Genomic DNA, 22,004 nt, shown 5'->3' with positions numbered 1-22,004 from the left:
AAAAGTTTTTTGTAAAGAGTTGTTATAGAATATTTTTTATTTAAGTTAATTTTTATATATTTTAATTAATGAGTTTAAATTTTTACCTTTTTGCTAATCATTAGCACATATCCTAATCCAAGACAAATAGACCACATGGAACTACCTCCATAGCTCAAAAGCGGAACAGCAACTCCTTTTAGCGGTGTCAAAGAAATAATACCAAATGCATTCATAAAAAATGAAAATAATAAAATCAAAGCTACACCTGAACAAAACAAAAAATGAATCTTATTTTCACAACGTCCAGCAATTCTAAAAATTCGAAGGATTACCAACAAATAAATCAAACAAATAATACTTAAACCCAACAAGCCTATTTCTTCAGTTATACCTGATAAAACAAAGTCTGTATGCACTTCACTTAAAAAGCCTAGCTTAAATGTACCAAGCCCCAAACCTTCTCCAAAAAAGCCACCGTGAGCTATAGCATTTAAACTGTGTGAAATTTGATAAGGTTCTGAATTATGGCTTACTCTTAAAGCACTTGCTAGCCAATCAGGAAAAAAAGGTAAAAACGCATCTTGGATATTTCCCCACCAAGCAGAAATACGCTGAATTCTTCTTTGATTACTTAAAATTACCAAAACCCCAATCATTCCAACAATAACCACACCAAAAGCAAAAAGTCTTTTACTAGCTCCTGCAAAAAATGCTAAAGCAAAAACCAAGAAAAAAGAAATAACACTTTGACCTAAATCATTTTGTGTCATATAAATATAACCAATAACAAAAGCAGCTAAAATAAAATAAGGAATTAAAATTAAAACTTCGTGTTTGATTGCTTTTTTGCTATCATCAATTCTTCTTGTGTAAGACCAAGCAAGGAAATAAATCAAACCTATCTTAAAAAATTCAACAGGAGAAATAGATAAAGGACCAAGCCTGATCCACCTTTTAGCACCACCTGCCGCAGTAGCAAGAAAGGTAGGTAAAAAAGGCAAAATAAGTATAAATAAAAAAGAGATTAACAAAACACTTATCATTAAATAATGTGCCATTTTACTATCAGGATTTAATCTTGAAACAAAATAAATAATAGCTATACCACTAAGTCCAAAAAAAAGCTGTCTGATAAAAAAATGAAATTCATTATATTCTAAATAAAGCACAGTAAAAGCACTTAAAGAATATGAAAAAAGTATCCCTATAGTTATTAGAATGCAACTTAAAAAAAATAATTTTCTATCAGCAACCAAAATTTCTTCCTAGAATTTTATAAAAATTAATTTTAATAAATTGCAACTTAAAATGATGTTATTTGGAAATTATGTATTGTTTTTATATAAAGATTTTAAACTCTCATAAGCAAGCTGAATTTTTTCAAATTCCTCACGACAATAAGCTTGTTCGATTTTGCTTTTACCTTGATGACGATCAGGGTGGTAAATTTTTACCAAATTAAGATAGTTTTGCCTAATAGTAGAAAAATCATCGCTAGAATTACACCCTAATGTTTGAAAATAATTCTCAAATAACTTAGCCAAGGCGTTAAATTTCCAATTTGTACTAGCCTTATTTTTCATTTTATTTCTAAATTCCAAAAGCTGAGTTTCATTGATTGTAAAATCTACACAGTATTTTAAATGCTCATTAACACTTGCTAAAATTTCTAAAAGATTTAAAGTGTTATCGTCTTTATACTCTAATGAAAAAATACAATTTTTCTCATCATATACGCTTTTATGGTCTTTAAAGTATTGCTCCAAATACACCGCAAATAATTTCTCATTCGAACTTAACGTGATCAAAATATTTTTTTGTGCAAAACCTATTTTAGCAAAGATTACCGGTTTTAAGGTATTCGCCTGAGCAAGATTTAATTTGAAGGTTTTATAGTGCGCAAAAGCAAGATTATCGATTTGATTGCCTGTATTTTTTTTATATTTATGATTTACAAGCTTTAAAAAATATCTTCTTTGAGGAATTTCATTTTCCACAAAAAAAGACAAAGTTTTGTTTTTATTTCCAATAACTTTGGAAAAATTTTTACGGATAAGATCTTGAAAATATTTAAACATTAAAAAATCATCAGTATTAACACTAACCGATTCTAAAGTTTGCACTACTTGCATAAAATCCTCTCTATAAAACTAACTCCACAAAAATGCTTGTTCATTTAAAGCACTAGTGTGTTTTAAAATTTCATTTGGACTATAATCGGCTTTATACGATAAAGATTGACACCCTTTTACAAAATATCCTAAATAAATGTATTTTAATTTTTTCAATTGTGCTAGTTTAATTTCGGTTAAAAGTGAATATTTTCCGAGGCTTAAGTGTGAAAAATCAGGATCATAAAAACAATATATACTAGAAATTCCATCATCTAAAATATCAATCAAATCAACACAGACTAATTTATTATCAACATAAAAATCTAGCTCATAACCAAAGGTACCCGCATTATCTACGTAGAGATTGTAGTATTTTCTAAAATTGAGATCATAAATTTTCCAATTTCTCTTATCTTTTTGATAATGATGGTATTTTTCGTATAATAACAAATGCTCATCACTCAAAGAAGGTTTTTGCAAGATGATCTTAGTTGCAGTATTTTTTTTCAAAACCCTACGATAACTTTTACTAAAATGAAAATCATCCACTACGATACGTAAATTTTGACATTCATTACAACCATCGCAAACAGGTCTTGAAAAATACGAACCAAAGCGTCGCCAGCCTCTTGAAACTAATTCTTGGTTTTGCGCCTTAGTGATAAAAGAGACATAGTTGTATTCATTTCTACAATACCTATCCTCAAGATAAGGACATTCTTCTTCTAAAGTACAAAAACCAATAATATTATTCATTGGATCTTTTTAATATCACTATTTTTAACAAATTCCATAAATTCGTTTGCCAAACGCTCTTCTTTGGCAAACATTTCTTCAAATTCTTGTTCTTGTTTTTTTAGCTCATTTTGTTTAGCTAAATCTTTTCTTACATTCTCTAAATCAGTATTTTTCATACTAATTCCACTTTTACTTGCCTTGTTTTTTTCTTTTTTAACTTGACCTTGTTCTTTTTGAAGTACTTTTTTAATATCTTTTAATTCATCTAAAAAACTCATTATTCTCTACTTTCTTTTATTTTTTGTAAAGCAGCAGCAATCGCAGCAATCACCTCTTCTTTATTTTCTTGATGCCTATCTTCTGTTTTTTCTAAAAGTTCTTCCATGTGTGTTTCTATAAAAGAAGTATCAAAATAACCTCTTCTAAATTCCCTTATTTTGGTAATTGCGATCAAAAATGGCACAGTAGTTCTTATATCATCAATCACAAATTCCTTCAAAGCCCTCTCAAGCCTATTAACCGCACTATCATAACTTGAACCTTTGACGATTAATTTTGCAAGCAAAGAATCATAATAAGGCGGCACCGTATAGTCTTTATACAAATGACTATCCACTCTTACAGATGGACCTAAAGCCGGAAAATATTCGGTGATTTTACCTGGACTTGGAATGAAATTTTTCCACACATTCTCTGCTGTAATTCTAGCTTCTATAGCAAAACCTCTTGGTTTAATATCACTTTGTTCTAAATCTAAAATTTCTCCATTAGCGATACGAATTTGTCTTGTGATAAGATCAATTCCTGTGATTTCTTCTGTGATAGGATGCTCTACTTGAATTCTCGTATTCATTTCCATAAAATAAAATCTATTATAATCATCAAGCAAAAACTCAACAGTCCCAACATTCGTATAACCTACTGCTTTTGCAGCAGCTACAGCGGTTACTCCTATGGTTTTTCTAAGTTTTTCTGAAATACTCGGACAAGGTGCTATTTCGATAATTTTTTGATGTCTTCTTTGGATAGAACAATCTCTTTCACAAAGGTGAATGATATTTCCATAATTATCCGCTAGAATTTGAAACTCAATATGTCTTGGATTGATAACATATTTTTCCATAAACACTTCATCATTTTTAAAAAAGCTAAGCGCTTCTCTCTTACAAGCTTCAAAAGATTTTTCCAAATCCTCTTCTTTATGCACAACACGTATACCTCTACCACCGCCGCCGCCACTGGCTTTTAAAATCACAGGATAGCCTATTTTTAAAGCTTGAAGTTTAATTTCTTCTAATGTACAATGATTTAATTTTTCAGTTCCAGGCACCACAGGGATCCCATTTTTTTTCATCAAATATCTTGCAATGTTTTTATTTCCCATTTTGCGAATAACATCTGATTTTGGGCCTATGAAAATGATCCCCGCATCCTCGCATTCTTTAGCAAATTCATAATTTTCGCTCAAAAATCCATAGCCAGGATGTATTGCATCAGCTCCACAAGCTTTTGCGATCTCTACAATTCTTTTTCCATCTAGATATCCTCTTATAGCATCCGTTCCTATTCTATATGCTTCATCTGCAACTTTTACATGCAAACACTCATGATCAGGTTCGGTATAAACTGCAACACTTTTTATGTGCAAATCCCTACAAGCACGGATTACTCTGACTGCGATCTCACCTCTATTGGCTATTAAAATCTTATGTATCATTACCTTGCCTTAAGCTAAAATATTAAAGGAAGCTTAGCATAAAAATATAAAAATTCTATAAAATTATTTATTTTTGCTAATTTTAAGGATATTTTGATAAAATTACTTCTTTATTTTGCGCCCATAGCTCAGCTGGATAGAGCATTTGATTGCGGTTCAAAAGGTCAGAGGTTCGAATCCTCTTGGGCGTACCACCTACTTCTTTTTCTTTTTAATAGAAAATTCATCTAAATCTAATTCTTTTTTATCTTTCATTTGATACCATAAAAATAAAATGAAAAATATAGCTAATATCATAGCTAAAACATAGTAAGTTCCATTTTCACTTTCAGATAAAAATAAATTTTTAGTATTCATACCAAAAAATCCAATGATTAAATTTAAAGGTAAAAAATTGCAGACATAATACTTAAAAAGTAAATATTTTTATTTATTTTTCATTTCTTGCAGTATTAAGATAAGTGTAAATTCCTTCTAGTCTTGATATATTTTCTTTAATATTTTTTCTAAAACAGCTAAATTAAAATAATTGTTTTTAAACTTTTCTTTATAAAATGATGCTTGCTATGACAAATTTTGCAAGCCTCTAAAACAAAAGAAGCCATCTTATAACTTTTACTAAGCTTGACTTTTAATATAAAATATTTTGTCAAGAAATTCTTTACTTTTTTATTTTATAAAATTAATTCCTCTCTTTTTTTCTATAGAAAGGTTAATAGTATTATTTTTCTTTTTCGTTTTGCAAAATTTCTTTTAATATAGCTATAAACTCTATATTAGAAAATAAAATCAAATTTTCATCTTTATATTCAAAAATTTGATTGTCTTTAAATACAAAAATATTTCTAGAAATTTTAGCAATATCTAACATAAATATATCAAATTCATCTAATTCATAGTAAGCATTTGAAATATTAATATTGTTTGTTATTTGCTCTAAAGTGCTACTTAGCATGTTCTTAGTCTATAAAATTCTTTTCTAAAATTTTCAAATTCATCTTTAATGATGGCCTCACGCATTTGTTTTACTAAATCCAAATAATAATGTAAATTATGAATACTCGCAAGTCTAAAAAAAGTTAATTCTTTAGCTTTAAACAGATGGTTTAAATACGCTCTTGAAAAATTCCTACATGTATAGCAAGAACATTTGCTGTCTATAGGAGCATGATCGGTGATAAATTCTGCTTTTTTTATATTAAATTTACCAAAACTTGTAAATAAAGTTCCATTTCTTGCATTTCTTGTTGGCATCACACAATCAAACATATCCACGCCCCTTGCAACATTTTCAACCAAATCTTCAGGTGTACCAACTCCCATTAAGTATCTAGGGCGGTTGCTATCAACATAAGGCATCATAGCTTCAACCGTATCATACATAGCCTGATTCTCTTCTCCTACGCTTAAACCGCCTATAGCCAAACCATCAAAATCCATCTCACAAAGCGCTTGAGAACAAATTTTTCTAGCTTCAAAATCAGTTCCACCTTGGATAATACCAAAAATATTCTGCCCTACTCCCACACCTTGACTTTGCTTTAGCTTGTGATAATCAATAGCTTCTTTTGCCCATTTTATAGTGCGCTTTAAAGAAAGTTCTATCCTTTCTTTGCTTGCAGGCAATGCCACTAAATCATCTAAGATCATCATAATATCTGAATTAAAATCATATTGTGCATCTAAAACACTTTGCGGAGTAAAATAATGCAAACTTCCATCAATATGGCTTTTAAATTGAATTCCTTTTTCATCAGGCTTTGAGTTTTTACTTAAAGAAAAAGCCTGAAACCCTCCACTATCTGTCAAAAAAGATCCGCCAAATTGACTAAAACCGTGCAAACCACCCATTTGCTTAATCACTTTAGAACCAGGCTTTAAATACAAATGATAAGTATTTGCTAAAATAATTCTTGCATCTAAAATTTCACTCATATCAATAGCATCTAAACTTTTAATCGCAGCCAAAGTTCCAATGGGCATAAAAATAGGTGTTAAAATTTCACTATGTGTAGTTTTTATACGACAAGCTCTAGCATTTGCACTTTTATATTGAACTTCAAATTCCATTGATTTTCCTATATTTTTTGTATAATCATACCAAAGTCTTGCTTATAAGTTTTTTTTGAAAGAAAGCCTGTTTTTAACAGGCTTAAAAATTAATAGTTTTTTACAAATTCAACGATTTTTTCACAACCTTCAATAATATCTTTTTCATTAGTTGCATAAGAGAGCCTAAAATACCCTTCCATGCCAAAACCAATACCTGGCACCAAAGCTACTTTTTGCTCTTCTAGCAATCTTTTACAAAATCTCATAGAATCATTATCAACTTCTTTGCAAGATATAAATAAATAAAAAGCTCCTTGTGGAATTTGTTCTAATTTCAATTTATCGCTTTTGGCTAAAATTTCACAAGCTAATTCTCTACGCTTTAAAAAGGCTTGTCTCATCATTTCAATATCTTCATTTGCTTTTCCAAGTAAGGCTGGCAAAGCTGCATGCTGAATGATTGAACAAATATTTGAAGTGCTTTGCCCTTGTAGTTTTTTAACAGCATTGTTAAACTCATTCATTTTGCTTGCCATATAGCCAAAACGCCACCCTGGCATAGCACCACATTTACTAAGACCATTAATACTTACAGTTCTATTTAAAGCATCCTCACTAACTTGTGCAAAAGCACAAAATTCTCCATCATAAACTAATTTTTCGTAAATTTCATCACTTAAAACTACTATTTTAGTTCCTTCTAAAACCTTAGCTAAAGCAGTAATTTCTTCTTTAGAATAAATAGCACCCGTAGGATTTGATGGAGAATTAAACATCAAAACCTTTGTTTTTGGAGTAATAGCTTGTTTTAATTGCTCAGGAGTAATTTTAAAGCCATTTTTTGCTTCACCTTCTATAAATACAGGAGTTGCGCCTGCAAATTTTACCATTTCAGGATAACTCACCCAATAAGGACTTGGAATGATAACCTCATCACCTTCTTCAACTAAACACTCAATCGCCATAAACAAAGAATGTTTAGCACCAACATTGGTAATGATTTCACTTGTTTTATAATCTAAATTATTATCATTTTTAAATTTATATTGTATAGCCTCTATAACTTCTTTTATACCCACAACTGGCGTATAAGCTCCACAACCTTTTTCAATAACTTCAATTGCCGCTTTTTTAATGATTTCTGGAGTATCAAAATCAGGCTCACCTGCCGAAAAACTAATAACTTTCTCACCATTTGCTTTTAAAGTTTTGGCTATATCAGTCATTACTAAAGTTAAGGATTCTCCTAAATTTTGAGATCTCTGGCTTAGCATTTTCTATCCTTTTATCTTATACTAATTTTAATTTTTGTAATTGTTACAACTTGGAGCTTAAAAAAATCTACGAATAAAATTAAGAGTGTATATTTTTACAAATTTGTGTAGAAACTACACATTTTCTACACAAACTATTTTTATTTGTTTCTTTGGGTAATTATTCTAAAGCTTCTATGTCGCTTTCATTATGATGAATAAAGCGTTCATCTTTTTCTATAGTTTCAACTAAACGCCCTACTCTTTCCCATCTAACTTTTTTATTTTCATCCCATGAAAAATAAATAAACCAAGGTTGTCCAACTATATATTTATAATCTACACTTCCCCAAAATCGACTATCGCTAGAATGATCACGGTTATCGCCCATCATAAAATATTCATTTTCAGGTACTTTATAATAATAAGCATTAAAACCATAAATATTATTAGCACCTAATTCATCAAAAGAAGCAGGCTTCATAGCAAATTGTCCCAAATTTAAATAGCGAAAAAACACACTGTCTATATCCACTCTAGAATCATAATGTATTCCTTTTTCCACAAAAGGCTCTTTTACAAAAAGTCTTCCGCCTATGATTTTTGTTTTATTAGGGTAATAATCTTTCATATATTCATCACCCTCAACCATACGCACATACAAGGTTTTATTTGCAAAAACTATTTCATCACCACCTTTAGCTACACACCTTTTAACGTAGTGAATTTTTGGCTCATGAGGATATCTAAATACCACAATATCCCCTCTTTTAGGACCTTCACCACTGATTAAATGTCCATTTTTATTAAAATCAGGCAAAACAGGAATTTCCACCCAAGGAATATGCGGGGTTGGAATACCATAAGAAAATTTTTTTACAAATAAAAAATCCCCTACTAATAAAGTATTTTTCATAGAACCACTCGGTATAGTAAAAGCTTGTATAAAGAAAAATATAATCAATAAAACAACTACTAAAGTTCCCGTCCAAGACTGAGTGAATTTATAAATTTTCTTCAAAAATTTCATTTTTTTATCCTATTTTTCGCTGATTTTATAGTATTTTCTAAAAGCATAGCAATAGTCATAGGTCCTACTCCACCTGGTACAGGAGTGATATAGCTAGCTTTTTTACTAACATTTTCAAAATCGACATCGCCTACTATTCTTCCATCAACTCTATTAATCCCCACATCAATTACCACCACACCTTCTTTGATCATATCTTCTTTTAAAAGATTTGGACAACCAGCAGCTACGATGATAATATCAGCATTTTTTGTATAAGCTTTTAAATCTTTCGTATAAATATGACAAATACTCACACTAGCATTAGCATTTAATAAAAGCGTCGCCATAGGACGGCCTACTATATTTGAAGCTCCTATTACAACTACACTAGCTCCTTGTAATTTTATATCATAATGTTCTAAAATTTTCATAACACCTAAAGGTGTACATGGCAAAAAACCACCTTTTAAATTAAGATTTAAATTCCCGACATTAAAGGGGTGAAAGCCGTCTACATCTTTATAAAAATTAATACTTTCTAAGATTATATCTTTATTAATGTGTATTGGCAATGGAAGTTGAACTAAAATTCCATCTATACTATCATCATGATTTAAAGTGTTAATCAAAGCCAAAAGCTCATTTTGAGTTGTATTTACATCAAGTTTATAAACTAAAGACTTAATTTCACATTGCTCACAAGCTTTTGCTTTAGAACCCACATAAGTAGCACTAGCAGAATCTTCACCCACCAAAATCACCGCTAAACAAGGTTCTACACTTTGAGCTTTAAGTTCTAATACTTCTTGTTTTAAATTTTCTTTTATTTTATCACTTAGCTTTTTACCCTCTAAAAGTATCATTTCTTTCCTTAAATTTTATAGCTTTTTTTAACTTAAAAAATTGTATCATAACAAAACTTCTTTTTTTGTTAAAGGCAATGAATGAAAATTATATTATTTTTATTTTTTATAATTTATGGTGCTTGGGCTGAAGATTTTATCTCCCCTAAAGAATACCAAGAATCCCTTTACAAAAACCCAAGAGGCATAAGTTGTGCAAAATGCCATGGCGATGGAGGTCAACAAATACTAGGTTATTACACTAAAAATGGAGAAAAAATTCCTTTTATTGTTCCTAGTATTAAAAATACTCCTTATGCGCGTTTTAGAGAAATTTTAGTCCAACCTCAAGAGGCTAAAAGTATTATGCCAACTTATTCTCTCACTGATGATGAGATCAAATCACTTTATAGATATATTACTAACAACAAAAGGAGTAAACAATGAAAAACAATAAAAAAGCTTTTGAAGAAGCTTGTGAGTATATAGCAGGTGGGGTAGATTCCCCAGTGCGTGCCTTTGCAAGCGTAGGCAGCAATCCTTTGTTTATCAAACAAGGAAAAGGTGCTTATATTAGCGATATAGAAGAAAATATTTATATAGATTATGTACAAAGCTGGGGACCTTTGCTTTTTGGTCATTGTGATGAAGATATTGAAAAAGCTTGCAAAAAAGCATTGGAGCATGGATCAAGCTTTGGCGCACCAACTTTAGCAGAAACCAAACTAGCTAAATTGATTTTAAAAGATTGGCCTCATTTAGACAAAATTCGCTTTGTAAGCAGCGGCACTGAAGCTACTATGAGTGCTATTCGTCTTGCAAGAGGATTTACTAAAAAAGATAAAATCATCAAATTTGAAGGGTGTTATCATGGACACTCTGATTCTTTATTAGTAAGTGCAGGAAGTGGCGCAGCTACTTTTAATACCCCAAGCTCACTAGGAGTTTTAACTGATGTAGCTAAAAATACTCTAGTAGCTATTTATAATGATATTGATAGTGTTAAAAACTTAATCAATAATGATGATAATATAGCTTGCATCATCATAGAGCCAATTGCAGGAAATATGGGCTTAGTACCCGCTAAAACAGAATTTTTACAAGAATTGAGAAAACTATGCAATGAGCATCAAATTCTTTTAATCTTTGATGAAGTTATGAGTGGCTTTAGAGCTTCTTATTTAGGTTCTTTTGGAATCAACCACATACAAGCTGATATAGTAACTTTTGGTAAAGTTATAGGCGGTGGCATGCCTGCGGCTGCTTTTGCTGCAAGAGCTGAGATCATGGACTTACTAAGTCCTTTAGGCGGAGTATATCAAGCAGGAACACTAAGTGGCAATCCGCTTGCAATGGCTGCAGGCTATGCTAGCTTAAAAAAAGCAAGAAACTATGAAGGTTTATACGAAAAATTAGAAAAACTAGGCAAAAGACTTACCCAAGGTTTTCAAGAAGCGGCAAATGAATGCAATATCCCTTTACAAGTAAACTGCGTTGGCTCTATGTTTGGATTTTTCTTTTGTGAAAATCCTGTTAATAATTATCAAGATGCCTTAAAATCTGATACAAAATTATTTGCTAAATTTCACGCGCAAATGCTTAGCAAGGGCATATATTTAGCACCTTCTCAATTTGAAACAGGTTTTATTTGCGAATGCATGGATAAAAAAATCATCGATAAAACTATACAAGCAGCACAAGAAAGTTTTAAAGCCCTATGAATAAAAGACAAAAAATCATTCGTAAAAGCATAGAAGCTGCAGATGGACTAAGCCTTGGTATATCCATGGTGGTAGCTGTTTTAATCGGGGTTGGTATAGGATATTTTTTAAAAAATTTAACCGGCATAAACTGGCTTTTTTGGCTTGGAGTTTTTATAGGGGTTGCAGCAGCAATTTTAAATGTTTATAAAGCTTATAAGGCACAAGTGCAAAGCTATGAAGAATTTAAAGATGAAAATCGCTACAAAGATTTAAAAAATGATCCTAAAACCTAAAATCTTAATCAAACTCTTGCTAGGACTTAATCTACTTTTCTTAGCAGGAATTTTTTTTTACAAAGAATTAAGCTTTAAAACCTTTATAAGCTTTGAATTTGGCTTTTTAGCTCAAAATTTAATCATTCTAATATCTTTTTTAAATTATAAAAATTTTATTTTTAAAGCAGCTAAAAATTATGATTTTACGCAAAGACCTTTGCAAATTTTTGCTAAAAAACAATATTCTTTGCCAAAAATTATAAAATTTATCCATACAGATGACGATTTAAAACCAAAATTTAAAAGTATTTTTAAAAACGCGTTAGCTTTTTTTTCTTTGTTTAAAATTTTTGCTTATGTGTTTTTAATAGCAGGATTTTTATTTTTAGAGTTTCAAGGTTTAATGAGTATTTTTGCCTTGTTTTGTGCAATGTTTGTCACACCCATAACGGTATTAATATATAATTTTTTAATAAGAAAATGTTAAGCTCAAAAAGAACGATTAGATCACTAACAGCATTATTTCTTGGTATGATTTTTGTTTTCATAGGAAGTGCTTTAACAGTAAATTCCATAGCTATTATTTTAAAGTATAATAATGTTAGCAATTTTTATATAGGAGTAATAGGAAGTTGTTATTTTCTTGGTGCTATGGTAAGTACAATTAGTGCCCATAGAATAGTTTCTAAAGTAGGACATATAAGATCATTTGGAATTTTTGCCATCATTTTTGGTATAGCCACCATGCTTCATAGTTTAAATTCTAATCTTTATTTTTGGATGTTTTTAAGATTTTTGCTAGGTTTTTGCTATTATGCGCTTTTAATGGTAATAGAATCATGGCTTAATGAAAAAGCAAAAAATACTATTCGCTCAAGAGTGATAGCCTTTTATGAGGTTGTATTTTACTCATCATCAGGCTTTGGAATTTTGCTTATGTCATTTGAATTCCCAAGCAATACAGTGTTTATTTTAAGTGCTAGTTTTATTATGTTTGCTTCCATTCCTTTATTTTTAATCCGCATTAAAGAACCTATTTTGCCACAAAAAACAAAAATTTCCATTCCTAAGGTTTTTGATATAGTGCCTTTAGCCTTAGTAACAAGTTTTATAGCAGGTATGCTTTTGAATGGCTTTTTTTCCATGGCTTCTTTATTTGTACTTATACAAGGATTTGGTGCAAAAGAAGCTTCGATTTTTATTTTCTCTACTATGGTAGGTGGCTTTATTTCGCAACTTTATATTGGAACTCTTTCTGATAAAATTAGCAGGAAATTTGCTATTATATTGTGTGCTTTTATTGCTTTAAGTGCTATGCTTTGCATACTAATTTTAGAATATAATATTTATCTAAAATACTTTTTTGGATTTTTGCTAGGCATGGGTATGTGTTGTTTATATGCTCTTTCTTTAGCGAGAGCAAATGATATGCTTGATAATCCTAGCAAAAGAGTTGAACTTGGCAGAGCAGTTCTTTTTACCTATTCTTTTGGTGCTTTATTTGCACCTGCAGTTTTGGGAACTTTGATGTATTATTTTCAAGCTTATGGTTTTATGTATTTTTATATAGTTTTATTAAGTATTTTGATACTATTTGCCATAGATAAACCAAAATTTAAAAAACTTACCAAATTTAAAAGAAAACCTGGTAATATGGTAATGCTAGATGATAACTAATATCTCTAATAATCAAAATCAGTTTGCAAAAAATGAAACAAATAAAGAAAATAAAAGTGAAAAGTCAGACAAAAAAACCTCACTCAATGAAGCGTTAAAAAATCCTTTATTTTCCAAAAGCGATTCTGAAGTTAAATTACCCAAAGATTATGTTAACAAAATTGATCAAAGACTACAAGAATTGCTTAATAAACTTTTAGATCAAGTCAAAACTAACAAAGATCCTGATTTAGCCATTTTTAAAAATCACAAAGATTTAAATTTTGCACCTAATTTTGTCAATGAAGTAAAAAAACTCCAAACAGAGCTTTCAAAAAATCCTGAATTTGAAAAACTGCTTAAAATTTTAGAAGATTTAGTCAAGCCTGCTAAAGATATTAATAATAAAAATCTTTCATCTTTAGTGAAAAATTCAGGCATATTTTTAGAAGCAAAACTCAATCATTCTTTAAAAGAACAAAATTTACCACAGAGTTTTTTTAATCTTTTAAGCACTATAAAAGGTGCTACTAGTGAAAATTTAAAACGCGATATAAGTAATTTAGATCTTAAAAATCTTGATACTACAAGCACCTTAAAAGAACTTATTTACATCTTACAAAACCATAAAAAAGATAATAAAATTTCTTTAGAAAATACAAACTACAAAACACTTTTTAAGCTATTTGATAAAATAGAAAATTTTAAAAATTATATCAATAAAAATCCAAGTTCTATTAGTCAAGAAAAACTCCAAAATATTGCGGATAATTTTATCAAAAATCTTAATAAAAATTTAGCACTTATCAACAAAGAACTAGCTAAACCCGAAAACATAAAAATTCAAAACACTCATATACTAAAAGAGCTTAGTCAAAACATCAAAGATCTTATAACACTTTTAAAAGATATAAAAAATCACAAAAACAAATCTGAAGCAATACAAGAAAATTTAAACGAAACTCCAAAAACTAAAGACATCAAAGAAGAGTTAAAAGGGGAAATAAAAACTCCACAAAAAAACACAGAGGATAAAAAAGAAACTCAAAACAAACAAGAAAACTTAGTAAGAGATAAAGAAATTCAAAACACAAAAGAAGAAAAAATACCACAAAGTAAAGATATCAAAGAAAATCCCAAAGAAGAGCCAAAAACACCGCAAAAAAATACTGAAGATTTAAACAAAAATGATAGTAAAAGTCAAAATTTACAAACAAATAATACTAAATTAGAAGATATATTTAAAATCACCTCGGGTAAAATTTTACTAGAAGATATATTTAAACAAAATGTAAGCAAAAATCTTAATTTTAGCCAAAATTTACAAGAAGAGCTTTTCAATAATCTAAACAAAGAACTAGGCTTAATAGGAAGAAAACTCAATGAAGTTTTAAAGACTTTAGATCCTAAAAATTATGAGGCAAAAAATTCTTTAGATGATATAAAAAATATAGAAAAAAAACTAGAACATTCTATAAAAGATCTTGGAAAAATCACCCAAAAAGACTCTACAGAAATTTTTTCGGAATTACAAAAGGATATCAAATCAACTCTTTTACAAGTTTCTAATCTAGCTAAAAATTTAGACAATGAAAATATATTAAATCAAGCAAATCGCCTCATAGCTCAAATTGAATTTAACCAGCTTTTATCTTTAGCTAATAATAGTATTCATACTTTTTTGCCTTTCTTTTGGGATGATTTAGAAAAATCTAATGTAGTTTTTAAACGTGGCAAGAAAGATAAATTTTATGCGCAAATTAATCTTGAATTTGAAAAACTAGGAAAAATAAATGTATTTTTATCGCTCAGTAATGACAAATACATTGATATAAATATGATGGTAGAAAATATCGATTTTAGAAAAAAACTCTATGAAAGAGCGCATGAACTAAAAAAAGCCTTAGTAAAAGTAGGACTTCTAAGCTCTAATTTTTTCATCAGTGATATAGTTAAAAGTAAATTTAACAATCAAGAAGAATACAATGACTTTAATATGGGTTTTGATACAAGGGCTTAAAAATGGCTAAAAAAACAAAAAAAGCCGTTGCGCTAGGTTATAATAAAAAAGATCAAAATGCTCCAAAAATTCTAGCTAATGCTAAAGGAGAAAACGCTGCTAAAATCATCTCTTTGGCCAAAGAAAATGGCATCCCTATAAAAGAAAACAAAGACTTAGTAGAAGTACTTAGCAAGCTTGATCTAGGCGATGAAATCCCACCTAATATGTATAAAGCAGTAGCTGAAATTTTTGCCTTTTTGTATAAAGTTGCCAATGAGGATAAGACTAAACAAGATCCGCGATCTTCTTAGAAAATTCAACCTGCTCATAAGCATGTTTACTAAATTTCAAAAGTCCTTTTTGAGCGATTAAAACTATAGTTGAACCTAGCTCAAAATTTCCAAGCCTTTGACCTTTTTTTACAAAAAAATCCTCATAAGTATGAGTAAAATCAAAATTTGCAGCATTAGTTTGTATACTAGTGTCAAATGTAAAATGCATTTTACCTACATTTAGCGCACCCACAAATACCATCCAAAGTATAAATTTTCCATCTACCAAACACTTTAAAACTACTCTTTCATTTTTGGTATAAAGATTTATAATCTTTGCTAACTTTGCCTCACTCACACTAAATAAAGCCCCACTCATATAAGTAGCACTTAAAATTTGCATATTACAAGGTGCATGATAATGATGATAATCTTTTGGAGATAAATAAATATTTGTATAATCTATGCCATTTTTTAATTCTTCTTTGCTGGCTGAATTTTTCAAAAGTTCTTCTATGCTATAACTTGAACCTTTAATACTCAAAGCTAAATTTTCTTTTAAATCATTTTGAAAACTACTTCCAAGTTCTAAAATTTTACCATCACTTGGACTTATAAATCCATCTTCTAACTCTCGCTCGTTTAACAAAGTTCTTGTAAATAAAGCATTTAAACTCTCATATTCTTCTAAAGGTTTAAATTCACTCATATTAATATTAAAAGCATTTACATAAGCTTTATTAATATTTTTTTGTATAATTTTTGGAAATTTATATTTTGCTATGATTCCAAACATTTTTGAAGCACCATTACTAAATCCCACTCATTCTCCTTTTAATCTAATCAAAGCTATCTCACTAGGAGCTAAAAATCTCACAGCAGGCCCCCAAAATCCAGCTCCACTACTTACATAAAGCAAGCTATCTTTGCTTAATTTATAAAGCCCGTACACAAAGCCTTGCTCTAAATATACTAGTAAAGAAAAAGGGAAAATTTGTCCTGCATGAGTATGTCCTGATAAAATCAAATCAAACCCATTCACATCATAAGTTTTTACATATTTTGGTTGATGCGTAATTAAAATATTAATTTTATCTTGATTGATTTGTGTTTTGATTTTTTCTATATCGCTTTCTTTAAAGCCCAATCGTTTAGCGCTTAAATCCAAAGTACCACTTAAGGTAAATTCTCCAAAATCAATACTTTCATCTTCTAAAACTTTAAAATTTTTAAGCATTTTAAGCCTTTTGCTTATTGCATTTATATCATTATAATACTCATGATTTCCATAGACATAGTAAGTGCCATATTTAGATTTAAAATTTTCTAACAAATTTACATAAGATATACTAGCAATATCTGCATCGATTAAATCTCCAGCTATGACAACCATATCCACATTTAAAGCATTAACCTTATCAATCAATGCTTTTAGAAAATCTTCACCTAAATTTTTACCCAAATGCACATCTGTCAATAAAGCTATATTTAAATCCTCGTTTAAATTTTTAATCTTAATATCTATTTCTTTTATTTTTGGGATACCAATAGCATTTACAAAACCCTTAAATACCATGCTAACACTAAGTATAATAAGCCAAGAATCAAAAATTAATTTTAAAAATTTTCTTCTTTGTGCACTAAAAATTTGCTCTTTTTTATTTTCATTCAAAAAAATCCAAGAGCCAAATTCAAAAACCATTCCAAAAAGCAAGAAAAAACAAGTAATAGTGGGAAAAACAGCCAAAATATAATAAAGCTTTTCATGCAAAAAATCCCCACGCATATTTACAAAAAAGATCAATTCGCATACAAAAACTATTAAAACAAAAGCTAATACAAATTTCTTATAAGGCTTTAAAAAATCAACTCCACTTAAAAATCTTTTGTAAATATACCAATTTGCCAATGTAAAAAATAAAATCAATAAAGTAAAAAAAATAAACACTCTCATCTTGTAATTGTATTTAAGCAAAATTAATACTTTTTAAAGTAAAATCGCAAAAAAACATTTGGGAAAGAAATTTGGCTTTAATAGATTTAATCGATGCAAATAAAAAATTTAATACAAAAATAGTTTTAGAAAATGCAAGTTTTAGTGCAAATTTAGGAGAAAAAATCGCCATTATAGGTAAAAACGGTGAAGGAAAATCAAGCTTTTTAAAAGCCCTTATGGGAAGTTTAAAACTAGATAGTGGTAGAGTGATTAAGCAAAACAATATTAGCATAGGCATGCTAAATCAACAAGTAAGTTTTCAAAGCTCATTAAGTGTAAATGAAGCCATAAAAAAAGAGCTTGAAGAAATTTATAAAGCCTTACAAGAGTATGAAAACTATAATGAAAAATTAGCCCTTGATCCAGAAAATAAAGAACATCTAAAAAAAGTAGATGAGTTAAGTTTATTTATAGACTCAAAAGATGCTTGGAATTTAGACCAAAAAATTCAAAGAATATTAGAAGAGTTTAAACTACTAGAGTATAAAGACAGAACACTTTGCTCTTTAAGCGGGGGTGAGATAAGACGTGTAGGGCTTTGCACACTTTTGCTCAAAAATCCTGATATTTTATTGCTTGATGAACCAACCAACCATCTAGATGTCTATATGAGTAGCTTTTTGGAAGAAAGATTAAAAGCTTCTAAAATGTGTGTTATTTTCATCTCTCATGATAGGTATTTTATCGATGCTATAGCACAAAAATGCGTGGAAATAGAAGCAGGAAAACTAAGCGTTTTTGAAGGCGGATACACACAGTATTTAGAAAAAAAAGCAGCTATTTTAGCTTCCTTAGCAAAAAGTCATGAAACTCTACTAAAACAACTAAAAAGCGAAGAAGAATGGCTAAGAAGAGGAGTTAAGGCTAGACTTAAACGTAACGAGGGGCGTAAAGAGCGAATTTTTAAAATGCGTGAAGAAGCCAAGAAAAATCCAGGAGCTATCAAACGCTTACAGCTTGAAATCAAAAGAGCAAGTAAAAACTTCAACCAAACCCAAAGTCAAAACCGCAAAAAAATGCTTTTTGAACTTAAAAATATCTCAAAATCTATAGCAGATAAAACACTTTTTAAAGACTTTAATGCACGAATTTTACAAGGTGAGCGTATAGCCATAGTAGGTAAAAATGGCTGTGGAAAATCTACTTTTTTAAAAATTTTACTTGATCAAATTCCACTAGATAGCGGAGAGATTAAAAGAGGTGAAGTTAAAATAGGCTATTTTGATCAAAGTAGAAGCTTACTCAATACCGATAAAAAGCTTTTAGAAATTTTTTGCCCAAATGGTGGCGATCATATTCAAGTGCGTGGTAAAAATATGCATGTTTATGGATACTTAAAACAATTTTTATTTCCAAAAGAATTTTTAGAACAAAGTGTGAGTGTATTAAGTGGAGGTGAAAAAAACAGAGTTGCTCTAGCTTTGCTTTTTACTAAAGAATACGATGTATTAATTTTAGATGAACCAACAAATGATTTAGACATAGCTACGATAAATATCTTAGAAGAATATTTACTTTCTTTTGAAGGTGCGATTTTGCTTGTCTCACATGATAGATATTTTGTGGATAAAATCGCAACCAAACTTTATGCCTTTGAAGATAATGCAAATATTAATATAGAAGTTCTTTCTTATAGTGAATATTTAGAAAATGAAAAAGAATACAAAGATTTTGAAGAATTTTCTAAAAACCTAGAAACAAACACTACTACAAATACAAAAATAAAGGAAAAATCCACTAAAAAGTTAAGTTATAAAGAAAATGAAATTTTAAACTCATATCCTGATAAAATTCACAAATTAGAAGAAGAAATTAAAACACTTAAAAATTCATTATCAAAACCTGAAATTTATCAAAAAATAGGTATCAACACACTCTATGATGAATTAAAAGAAAAACAAGAACTATTAGCTATTTTAGAAGAAAAGTATTTTAATACTCTTGAAAAAATTGAAGAATAGAAAATATTTACAATATTGGTTAATCTTAACTTAATAAAAATTTATTGATTATGTTTTTTTATATAATAATTTTCCAACTAAAAACAAAAATATATTTAATATTTTAAAACACCTATACAACATCACTTTAATAATCTTGAATATATATTTTTTCACATTAAAGAAATCGTTTTTTTTGATTTTTTTGCTAATTTTTATTGACTTTTAAATTATCTTAATGATAAAATCACAATTCAATTTTAAATATTTTGTAAATGAGTTAGAAAATGAAAAATTCGAGAAAATTTTTTTTATCAGCTTGCGTTGCTACCATGGTAGCTAGTTCAGCTCATGCTGTTACAAAAAAAAAAGGGGGGGGGGGATCGTTCTCTGACACTAATTTAAAAGATATAAATAAAAACGGAAACTACAGTTTTGTAGTAGAAAAAGATACAGGTTCTATCTACAATATCTCTTCTGTCATTGGAGAAAGCTTCGATGGTGAAAATAACAAACATATCAAACACTTAAATATAGATGCAGCTAAAAGCACACTTAAGGTTGGCGCTAATGATCAAGATGCAAAAATCGGTCATTATCACGATGGAAAAAAAGATAAATTTTACTCTTTTGATATAAAAGCAAAAGAAATAATTTTTGATGGTATAAATAGTGCTTTAGAAGTAGGCAACACAGGTGTTATAGAAGGAAATCTACACATTATAAACGGTGCGAATCTTTCCGTTAGTAATGGAACCTTAGGAAGTCAAAGTGCATATGGCTCTTTGCTTGTAAAAGGTGATTTTGCAGCTGAAGATGCAAAATTTGATTTCTATGGAAATCACAACTTTCATGTAACAGGAAAAGCAAATATAATAAATTCAACATTTAAAACTAGCAACGCACCAGTAAGTGAAAATGGTATCTTTTTACTAAGCGCTAATGGTGGTTTTAATAAAAATATTACAACCTCAAATACAGCGGGTGTTTACAAAGAATTTTATCTAGATAAAGATGAAAATATATTTATTAGCATATTAACAGGAAAAACTCCAGGTTACATTGCAGCAGAGGGTTTAGTTCCTTCTGAAGGCACAATCGAGATTGAAATCGAAGGTCTTAACTATAAACTAGCAACTATTGGAAATTCTTTATATCTTCAAGCAGATACATCAGCTTGGAAAGACTACAAACCAAGTGAAATCAGTAAAAATTTAATTATTGCAAAAAAAGAGGTGTTGACACAACTAAATAATTATTTAAGAACAGAAGCTAGATTACCAATACCACTAAATCAAAATCAACAAGAAGATCCTAATGCCGAACTTAAAAAAATCATAAAAAAATAGATGCTGAAATAGATAGATTAAACAAATCAAACACAGCATTTAATAGTCAAATTGATGCTGTTTTAGCTTCTTTATTAAGATCAAACAGAGAGCAAGCAGCAGGTAGCGCTCTAACTGATGCTATGGTAGGTAATGCTCAACAGGCCAAAAACGTAGTAAATTCAGCTAGAGAAAGTGCAAACAACTCTAATCGCCAGGGTGCTATCCAAGTTATCAACCTAGCTAATGAAATGGCTATTTCAACTAGAATGCTACAAGATAGAAACCAATGTGAAAACAGCGTTTGGTCTAATGCATTTGGTGGGGCAAATATGATAGGTAGTGAAAATGATTTTGTATATGGTATCACACTAGGTATCGATAGACAATTCACTGATGCTGTTTTCTTTGGTGCATATTTAACTTATGCTGACTCTAAATTAAATTACAATTCTATCAGTCAAGATGCAGATAATTTACAATTTGGTGCATATTCAAGAATAGCCAATGGGCAACATGAATTTGATATCAAAACATATGCACAATTTAGCTGGACTGATCAAGAAAGATTTTTAAATGGAACTAGCAATAAATCTGATTACACTCAAACTTTCTTAGGTGCAAGCGGTGCATATGGTTATGTATTTGACTTTAGTGATAACTTCTCGATTAAACCACTAATTGGATTAAATCTTTACTATGGAAAAACTCCAGATTATACAGAAAGTGGTGTTTGGGCTCAAAAAGTTTATTCAATGGATAGTTTTGCAGCAAGTGCAGAACTTGGTGCAGAATTTAGAAAATTCTTTAACGATGGTAGCTATTTCTATATCACTCCAAAAATCGAACAATTCTTTGCTATGAGTGGAAACAACTTTAAAGCTCGCTTTACAGGAAGTGATATGAATTATCATGTAGCTGGAGCCGAAAAAGATAAAACTTTTGGTAAAATTCTTATTGGAAGTAATATTGGTATAACAGATAAATTCACTATTGATCTAAGTGTAGGTGCTAAACAAATCTTAGGCAATAAAGATGACAATACCGATGAAACTTATCTAACTGGTAACATTGGTCTTAAATACTCATTTTAATTAATCTAAATAGAATTCTTCTTATACA

General features: G+C 29.5%; 22 protein-coding genes, 1 tRNA gene and 1 pseudogene. 11 read left to right on the top strand and 13 right to left on the bottom strand.

From position 1 onward, the window contains the following. Positions 1 to 74: 74 nt before the first annotated feature. The 5 genes from ftsW to CSUB8523_RS03070 all read right to left on the bottom strand — a co-directional run bounded on the left by ftsW (position 75) and on the right by CSUB8523_RS03070 (position 4,551). Positions 75 to 1,238, bottom strand: a complete 1,164-nt coding sequence (gene ftsW / locus CSUB8523_RS03090) for a putative lipid II flippase FtsW (RefSeq protein WP_043019569.1) — start codon at positions 1,236 to 1,238, stop codon at positions 75 to 77. A gap of 69 nt (positions 1,239 to 1,307) precedes the next feature. Continuing rightward, a complete protein-coding gene (locus CSUB8523_RS03085; RefSeq protein ID WP_043019568.1) occupies positions 1,308 to 2,114 on the bottom strand; it encodes an adenylosuccinate lyase in 807 nt (268 codons plus the stop codon). An 18-nt stretch (positions 2,115 to 2,132) separates the two neighbouring features. Further along, positions 2,133 to 2,852: an arginyltransferase gene (locus CSUB8523_RS03080; protein WP_043019567.1), complete on the bottom strand. Its 720-nt coding sequence runs from the start codon at positions 2,850 to 2,852 to the stop codon at positions 2,133 to 2,135. Further along, positions 2,849 to 3,112, bottom strand: coding sequence for a hypothetical protein (locus CSUB8523_RS03075; RefSeq protein WP_043019566.1), 264 nt, complete (start codon positions 3,110 to 3,112; stop codon positions 2,849 to 2,851). Before CSUB8523_RS03075 ends, CSUB8523_RS03080 begins: the two co-directional genes overlap by 4 nt. After that, positions 3,112 to 4,551, bottom strand: a complete 1,440-nt coding sequence (locus CSUB8523_RS03070; RefSeq protein ID WP_043019565.1) for an acetyl-CoA carboxylase subunit A — start codon at positions 4,549 to 4,551, stop codon at positions 3,112 to 3,114. The genes CSUB8523_RS03075 and CSUB8523_RS03070 overlap by 1 nt, the downstream gene beginning before the upstream one ends. Before the next feature lie 117 nt (positions 4,552 to 4,668). Between CSUB8523_RS03070 and CSUB8523_RS03065 the strand changes: the two genes are divergently transcribed. Further along, positions 4,669 to 4,745 (top strand) — tRNA-Arg (locus CSUB8523_RS03065). Position 4,746: 1 nt separating this feature from the next. Here CSUB8523_RS03065 and CSUB8523_RS09750 read toward each other — a convergent pair. The 6 genes and pseudogenes from CSUB8523_RS09750 to folD all read right to left on the bottom strand — a co-directional run. After that, positions 4,747 to 4,932 (bottom strand): annotated as a pseudogene (locus tag CSUB8523_RS09750) (magnesium transporter CorA family protein); the annotation flags it as partial. A gap of 340 nt (positions 4,933 to 5,272) precedes the next feature. Then, the gene (locus CSUB8523_RS03055; RefSeq protein ID WP_043019564.1) at positions 5,273 to 5,506 is read right to left on the bottom strand and encodes a hypothetical protein; all 234 of its coding nucleotides are present in this window, start codon (positions 5,504 to 5,506) and stop codon (positions 5,273 to 5,275) included. Beyond that, entirely contained in the window at positions 5,500 to 6,621 is a 1,122-nt protein-coding gene (gene tgt, locus CSUB8523_RS03050; protein WP_043019563.1) for a tRNA guanosine(34) transglycosylase Tgt, read from the bottom strand. The genes CSUB8523_RS03055 and tgt overlap by 7 nt, the downstream gene beginning before the upstream one ends. A gap of 89 nt (positions 6,622 to 6,710) precedes the next feature. Continuing rightward, the gene (locus tag CSUB8523_RS03045; RefSeq protein ID WP_043019562.1) at positions 6,711 to 7,877 is read right to left on the bottom strand and encodes a pyridoxal phosphate-dependent aminotransferase; all 1,167 of its coding nucleotides are present in this window, start codon (positions 7,875 to 7,877) and stop codon (positions 6,711 to 6,713) included. A 160-nt stretch (positions 7,878 to 8,037) separates the two neighbouring features. After that, positions 8,038 to 8,886 (bottom strand): signal peptidase I, encoded by an 849-nt coding sequence (gene lepB / locus CSUB8523_RS03040; RefSeq protein WP_039663291.1) that lies wholly within the window; start codon positions 8,884 to 8,886, stop codon positions 8,038 to 8,040. Continuing rightward, positions 8,883 to 9,731 (bottom strand): bifunctional methylenetetrahydrofolate dehydrogenase/methenyltetrahydrofolate cyclohydrolase FolD, encoded by an 849-nt coding sequence (gene folD, locus CSUB8523_RS03035; protein ID WP_043019561.1) that lies wholly within the window; start codon positions 9,729 to 9,731, stop codon positions 8,883 to 8,885. The genes lepB and folD overlap by 4 nt, the downstream gene beginning before the upstream one ends. A gap of 81 nt (positions 9,732 to 9,812) precedes the next feature. On the opposite strand from folD, the gene CSUB8523_RS03030 reads away from it, so the two are divergent. From CSUB8523_RS03030 to CSUB8523_RS03000, 7 genes are read left to right on the top strand one after another with little or no spacing between them, the layout of a single operon-like run. Then, a complete protein-coding gene (locus CSUB8523_RS03030; protein WP_039663286.1) occupies positions 9,813 to 10,157 on the top strand; it encodes a c-type cytochrome in 345 nt (114 codons plus the stop codon). Then, complete coding sequence (hemL, locus tag CSUB8523_RS03025) at positions 10,154 to 11,431, top strand: glutamate-1-semialdehyde 2,1-aminomutase (protein ID WP_043019560.1); 1,278 nt, start codon at positions 10,154 to 10,156, stop codon at positions 11,429 to 11,431. Before CSUB8523_RS03030 ends, hemL begins: the two co-directional genes overlap by 4 nt. Beyond that, the gene (locus CSUB8523_RS03020) at positions 11,428 to 11,706 is read left to right on the top strand and encodes an AtpZ/AtpI family protein (protein ID WP_043019559.1); all 279 of its coding nucleotides are present in this window, start codon (positions 11,428 to 11,430) and stop codon (positions 11,704 to 11,706) included. The genes hemL and CSUB8523_RS03020 overlap by 4 nt, the downstream gene beginning before the upstream one ends. After that, complete coding sequence (locus CSUB8523_RS03015) at positions 11,690 to 12,175, top strand: hypothetical protein (RefSeq protein WP_052243654.1); 486 nt, start codon at positions 11,690 to 11,692, stop codon at positions 12,173 to 12,175. Before CSUB8523_RS03020 ends, CSUB8523_RS03015 begins: the two co-directional genes overlap by 17 nt. After that, positions 12,169 to 13,365 (top strand): MFS transporter, encoded by a 1,197-nt coding sequence (locus tag CSUB8523_RS03010; RefSeq protein WP_039663280.1) that lies wholly within the window; start codon positions 12,169 to 12,171, stop codon positions 13,363 to 13,365. Before CSUB8523_RS03015 ends, CSUB8523_RS03010 begins: the two co-directional genes overlap by 7 nt. After that, positions 13,355 to 15,364, top strand: coding sequence for a flagellar hook-length control protein FliK (locus tag CSUB8523_RS03005; RefSeq protein ID WP_043019558.1), 2,010 nt, complete (start codon positions 13,355 to 13,357; stop codon positions 15,362 to 15,364). The genes CSUB8523_RS03010 and CSUB8523_RS03005 overlap by 11 nt, the downstream gene beginning before the upstream one ends. Positions 15,365 to 15,366: 2 nt before the next feature. After that, positions 15,367 to 15,657 (top strand): FlhB-like flagellar biosynthesis protein, encoded by a 291-nt coding sequence (locus CSUB8523_RS03000; RefSeq protein ID WP_043019557.1) that lies wholly within the window; start codon positions 15,367 to 15,369, stop codon positions 15,655 to 15,657. Here CSUB8523_RS03000 and CSUB8523_RS02995 read toward each other — a convergent pair. After that, positions 15,632 to 16,441: a phosphatidylserine decarboxylase gene (locus CSUB8523_RS02995; RefSeq protein WP_043019556.1), complete on the bottom strand. Its 810-nt coding sequence runs from the start codon at positions 16,439 to 16,441 to the stop codon at positions 15,632 to 15,634. The genes CSUB8523_RS03000 and CSUB8523_RS02995 overlap by 26 nt on opposite strands. Further along, positions 16,442 to 17,566 (bottom strand): metallophosphoesterase, encoded by a 1,125-nt coding sequence (locus tag CSUB8523_RS02990; RefSeq protein ID WP_158336821.1) that lies wholly within the window; start codon positions 17,564 to 17,566, stop codon positions 16,442 to 16,444. A 77-nt stretch (positions 17,567 to 17,643) separates the two neighbouring features. On the opposite strand from CSUB8523_RS02990, the gene abc-f reads away from it, so the two are divergent. The 3 genes from abc-f (at position 17,644) to CSUB8523_RS02975 (ending at position 21,976) form a co-directional block, all read left to right on the top strand. Then, the gene (abc-f, locus tag CSUB8523_RS02985; protein ID WP_039663271.1) at positions 17,644 to 19,575 is read left to right on the top strand and encodes a ribosomal protection-like ABC-F family protein; all 1,932 of its coding nucleotides are present in this window, start codon (positions 17,644 to 17,646) and stop codon (positions 19,573 to 19,575) included. Positions 19,576 to 19,841: 266 nt separating this feature from the next. After that, positions 19,842 to 20,903 carry a hypothetical protein gene (locus tag CSUB8523_RS02980; RefSeq protein ID WP_043019555.1) on the top strand — a complete coding sequence of 354 codons (1,062 nt, stop codon included), beginning with the start codon at positions 19,842 to 19,844 and terminating at the stop codon, positions 20,901 to 20,903. A gap of 122 nt (positions 20,904 to 21,025) precedes the next feature. Next, positions 21,026 to 21,976, top strand: coding sequence for an autotransporter outer membrane beta-barrel domain-containing protein (locus tag CSUB8523_RS02975; protein WP_052242978.1), 951 nt, complete (start codon positions 21,026 to 21,028; stop codon positions 21,974 to 21,976). Positions 21,977 to 22,004 lie beyond the last annotated feature (28 nt).

This window comes from Campylobacter subantarcticus LMG 24377 (assembly GCF_000816305.1).
Lineage (GTDB): Bacteria > Campylobacterota > Campylobacteria > Campylobacterales > Campylobacteraceae > Campylobacter_D > Campylobacter_D subantarcticus.
Note: the sequence above shows the minus strand (reverse complement) of the source record. Positions and strands in the feature narration are given on the sequence as shown.

Excerpts from the sequence above, each read along its gene's own strand:
- CSUB8523_RS03030 (WP_039663286.1), top strand. The coding sequence starts at position 9,813 with ATGAAAATTATATTATTTTTATTTTTTATAATTTATGGTGCTTGGGCT.
- CSUB8523_RS03080 (WP_043019567.1), bottom strand. The coding sequence starts at position 2,852 with ATGAATAATATTATTGGTTTTTGTACTTTAGAAGAAGAATGTCCTTAT.
- CSUB8523_RS03045 (WP_043019562.1), bottom strand. The coding sequence starts at position 7,877 with ATGCTAAGCCAGAGATCTCAAAATTTAGGAGAATCCTTAACTTTAGTA.
- CSUB8523_RS03010 (WP_039663280.1), top strand. The coding sequence starts at position 12,169 with ATGTTAAGCTCAAAAAGAACGATTAGATCACTAACAGCATTATTTCTT.
- CSUB8523_RS03075 (WP_043019566.1), bottom strand. The coding sequence starts at position 3,112 with ATGAGTTTTTTAGATGAATTAAAAGATATTAAAAAAGTACTTCAAAAA.
- CSUB8523_RS03085 (WP_043019568.1), bottom strand. The coding sequence starts at position 2,114 with ATGCAAGTAGTGCAAACTTTAGAATCGGTTAGTGTTAATACTGATGAT.
- lepB (WP_039663291.1), bottom strand. The coding sequence starts at position 8,886 with ATGAAATTTTTGAAGAAAATTTATAAATTCACTCAGTCTTGGACGGGA.
- CSUB8523_RS02975 (WP_052242978.1), top strand. The coding sequence starts at position 21,026 with ATGGTAGGTAATGCTCAACAGGCCAAAAACGTAGTAAATTCAGCTAGA.
- CSUB8523_RS03000 (WP_043019557.1), top strand. The coding sequence starts at position 15,367 with ATGGCTAAAAAAACAAAAAAAGCCGTTGCGCTAGGTTATAATAAAAAA.
- tgt (WP_043019563.1), bottom strand. The coding sequence starts at position 6,621 with ATGGAATTTGAAGTTCAATATAAAAGTGCAAATGCTAGAGCTTGTCGT.
- CSUB8523_RS02980 (WP_043019555.1), top strand. The coding sequence starts at position 19,842 with ATGAAAAATTCGAGAAAATTTTTTTTATCAGCTTGCGTTGCTACCATG.
- CSUB8523_RS03005 (WP_043019558.1), top strand. The coding sequence starts at position 13,355 with ATGATAACTAATATCTCTAATAATCAAAATCAGTTTGCAAAAAATGAA.
- CSUB8523_RS03015 (WP_052243654.1), top strand. The coding sequence starts at position 11,690 with ATGATCCTAAAACCTAAAATCTTAATCAAACTCTTGCTAGGACTTAAT.
- CSUB8523_RS03070 (WP_043019565.1), bottom strand. The coding sequence starts at position 4,551 with ATGATACATAAGATTTTAATAGCCAATAGAGGTGAGATCGCAGTCAGA.
- CSUB8523_RS03020 (WP_043019559.1), top strand. The coding sequence starts at position 11,428 with ATGAATAAAAGACAAAAAATCATTCGTAAAAGCATAGAAGCTGCAGAT.
- CSUB8523_RS03055 (WP_043019564.1), bottom strand. The coding sequence starts at position 5,506 with ATGCTAAGTAGCACTTTAGAGCAAATAACAAACAATATTAATATTTCA.
- hemL (WP_043019560.1), top strand. The coding sequence starts at position 10,154 with ATGAAAAACAATAAAAAAGCTTTTGAAGAAGCTTGTGAGTATATAGCA.
- folD (WP_043019561.1), bottom strand. The coding sequence starts at position 9,731 with ATGATACTTTTAGAGGGTAAAAAGCTAAGTGATAAAATAAAAGAAAAT.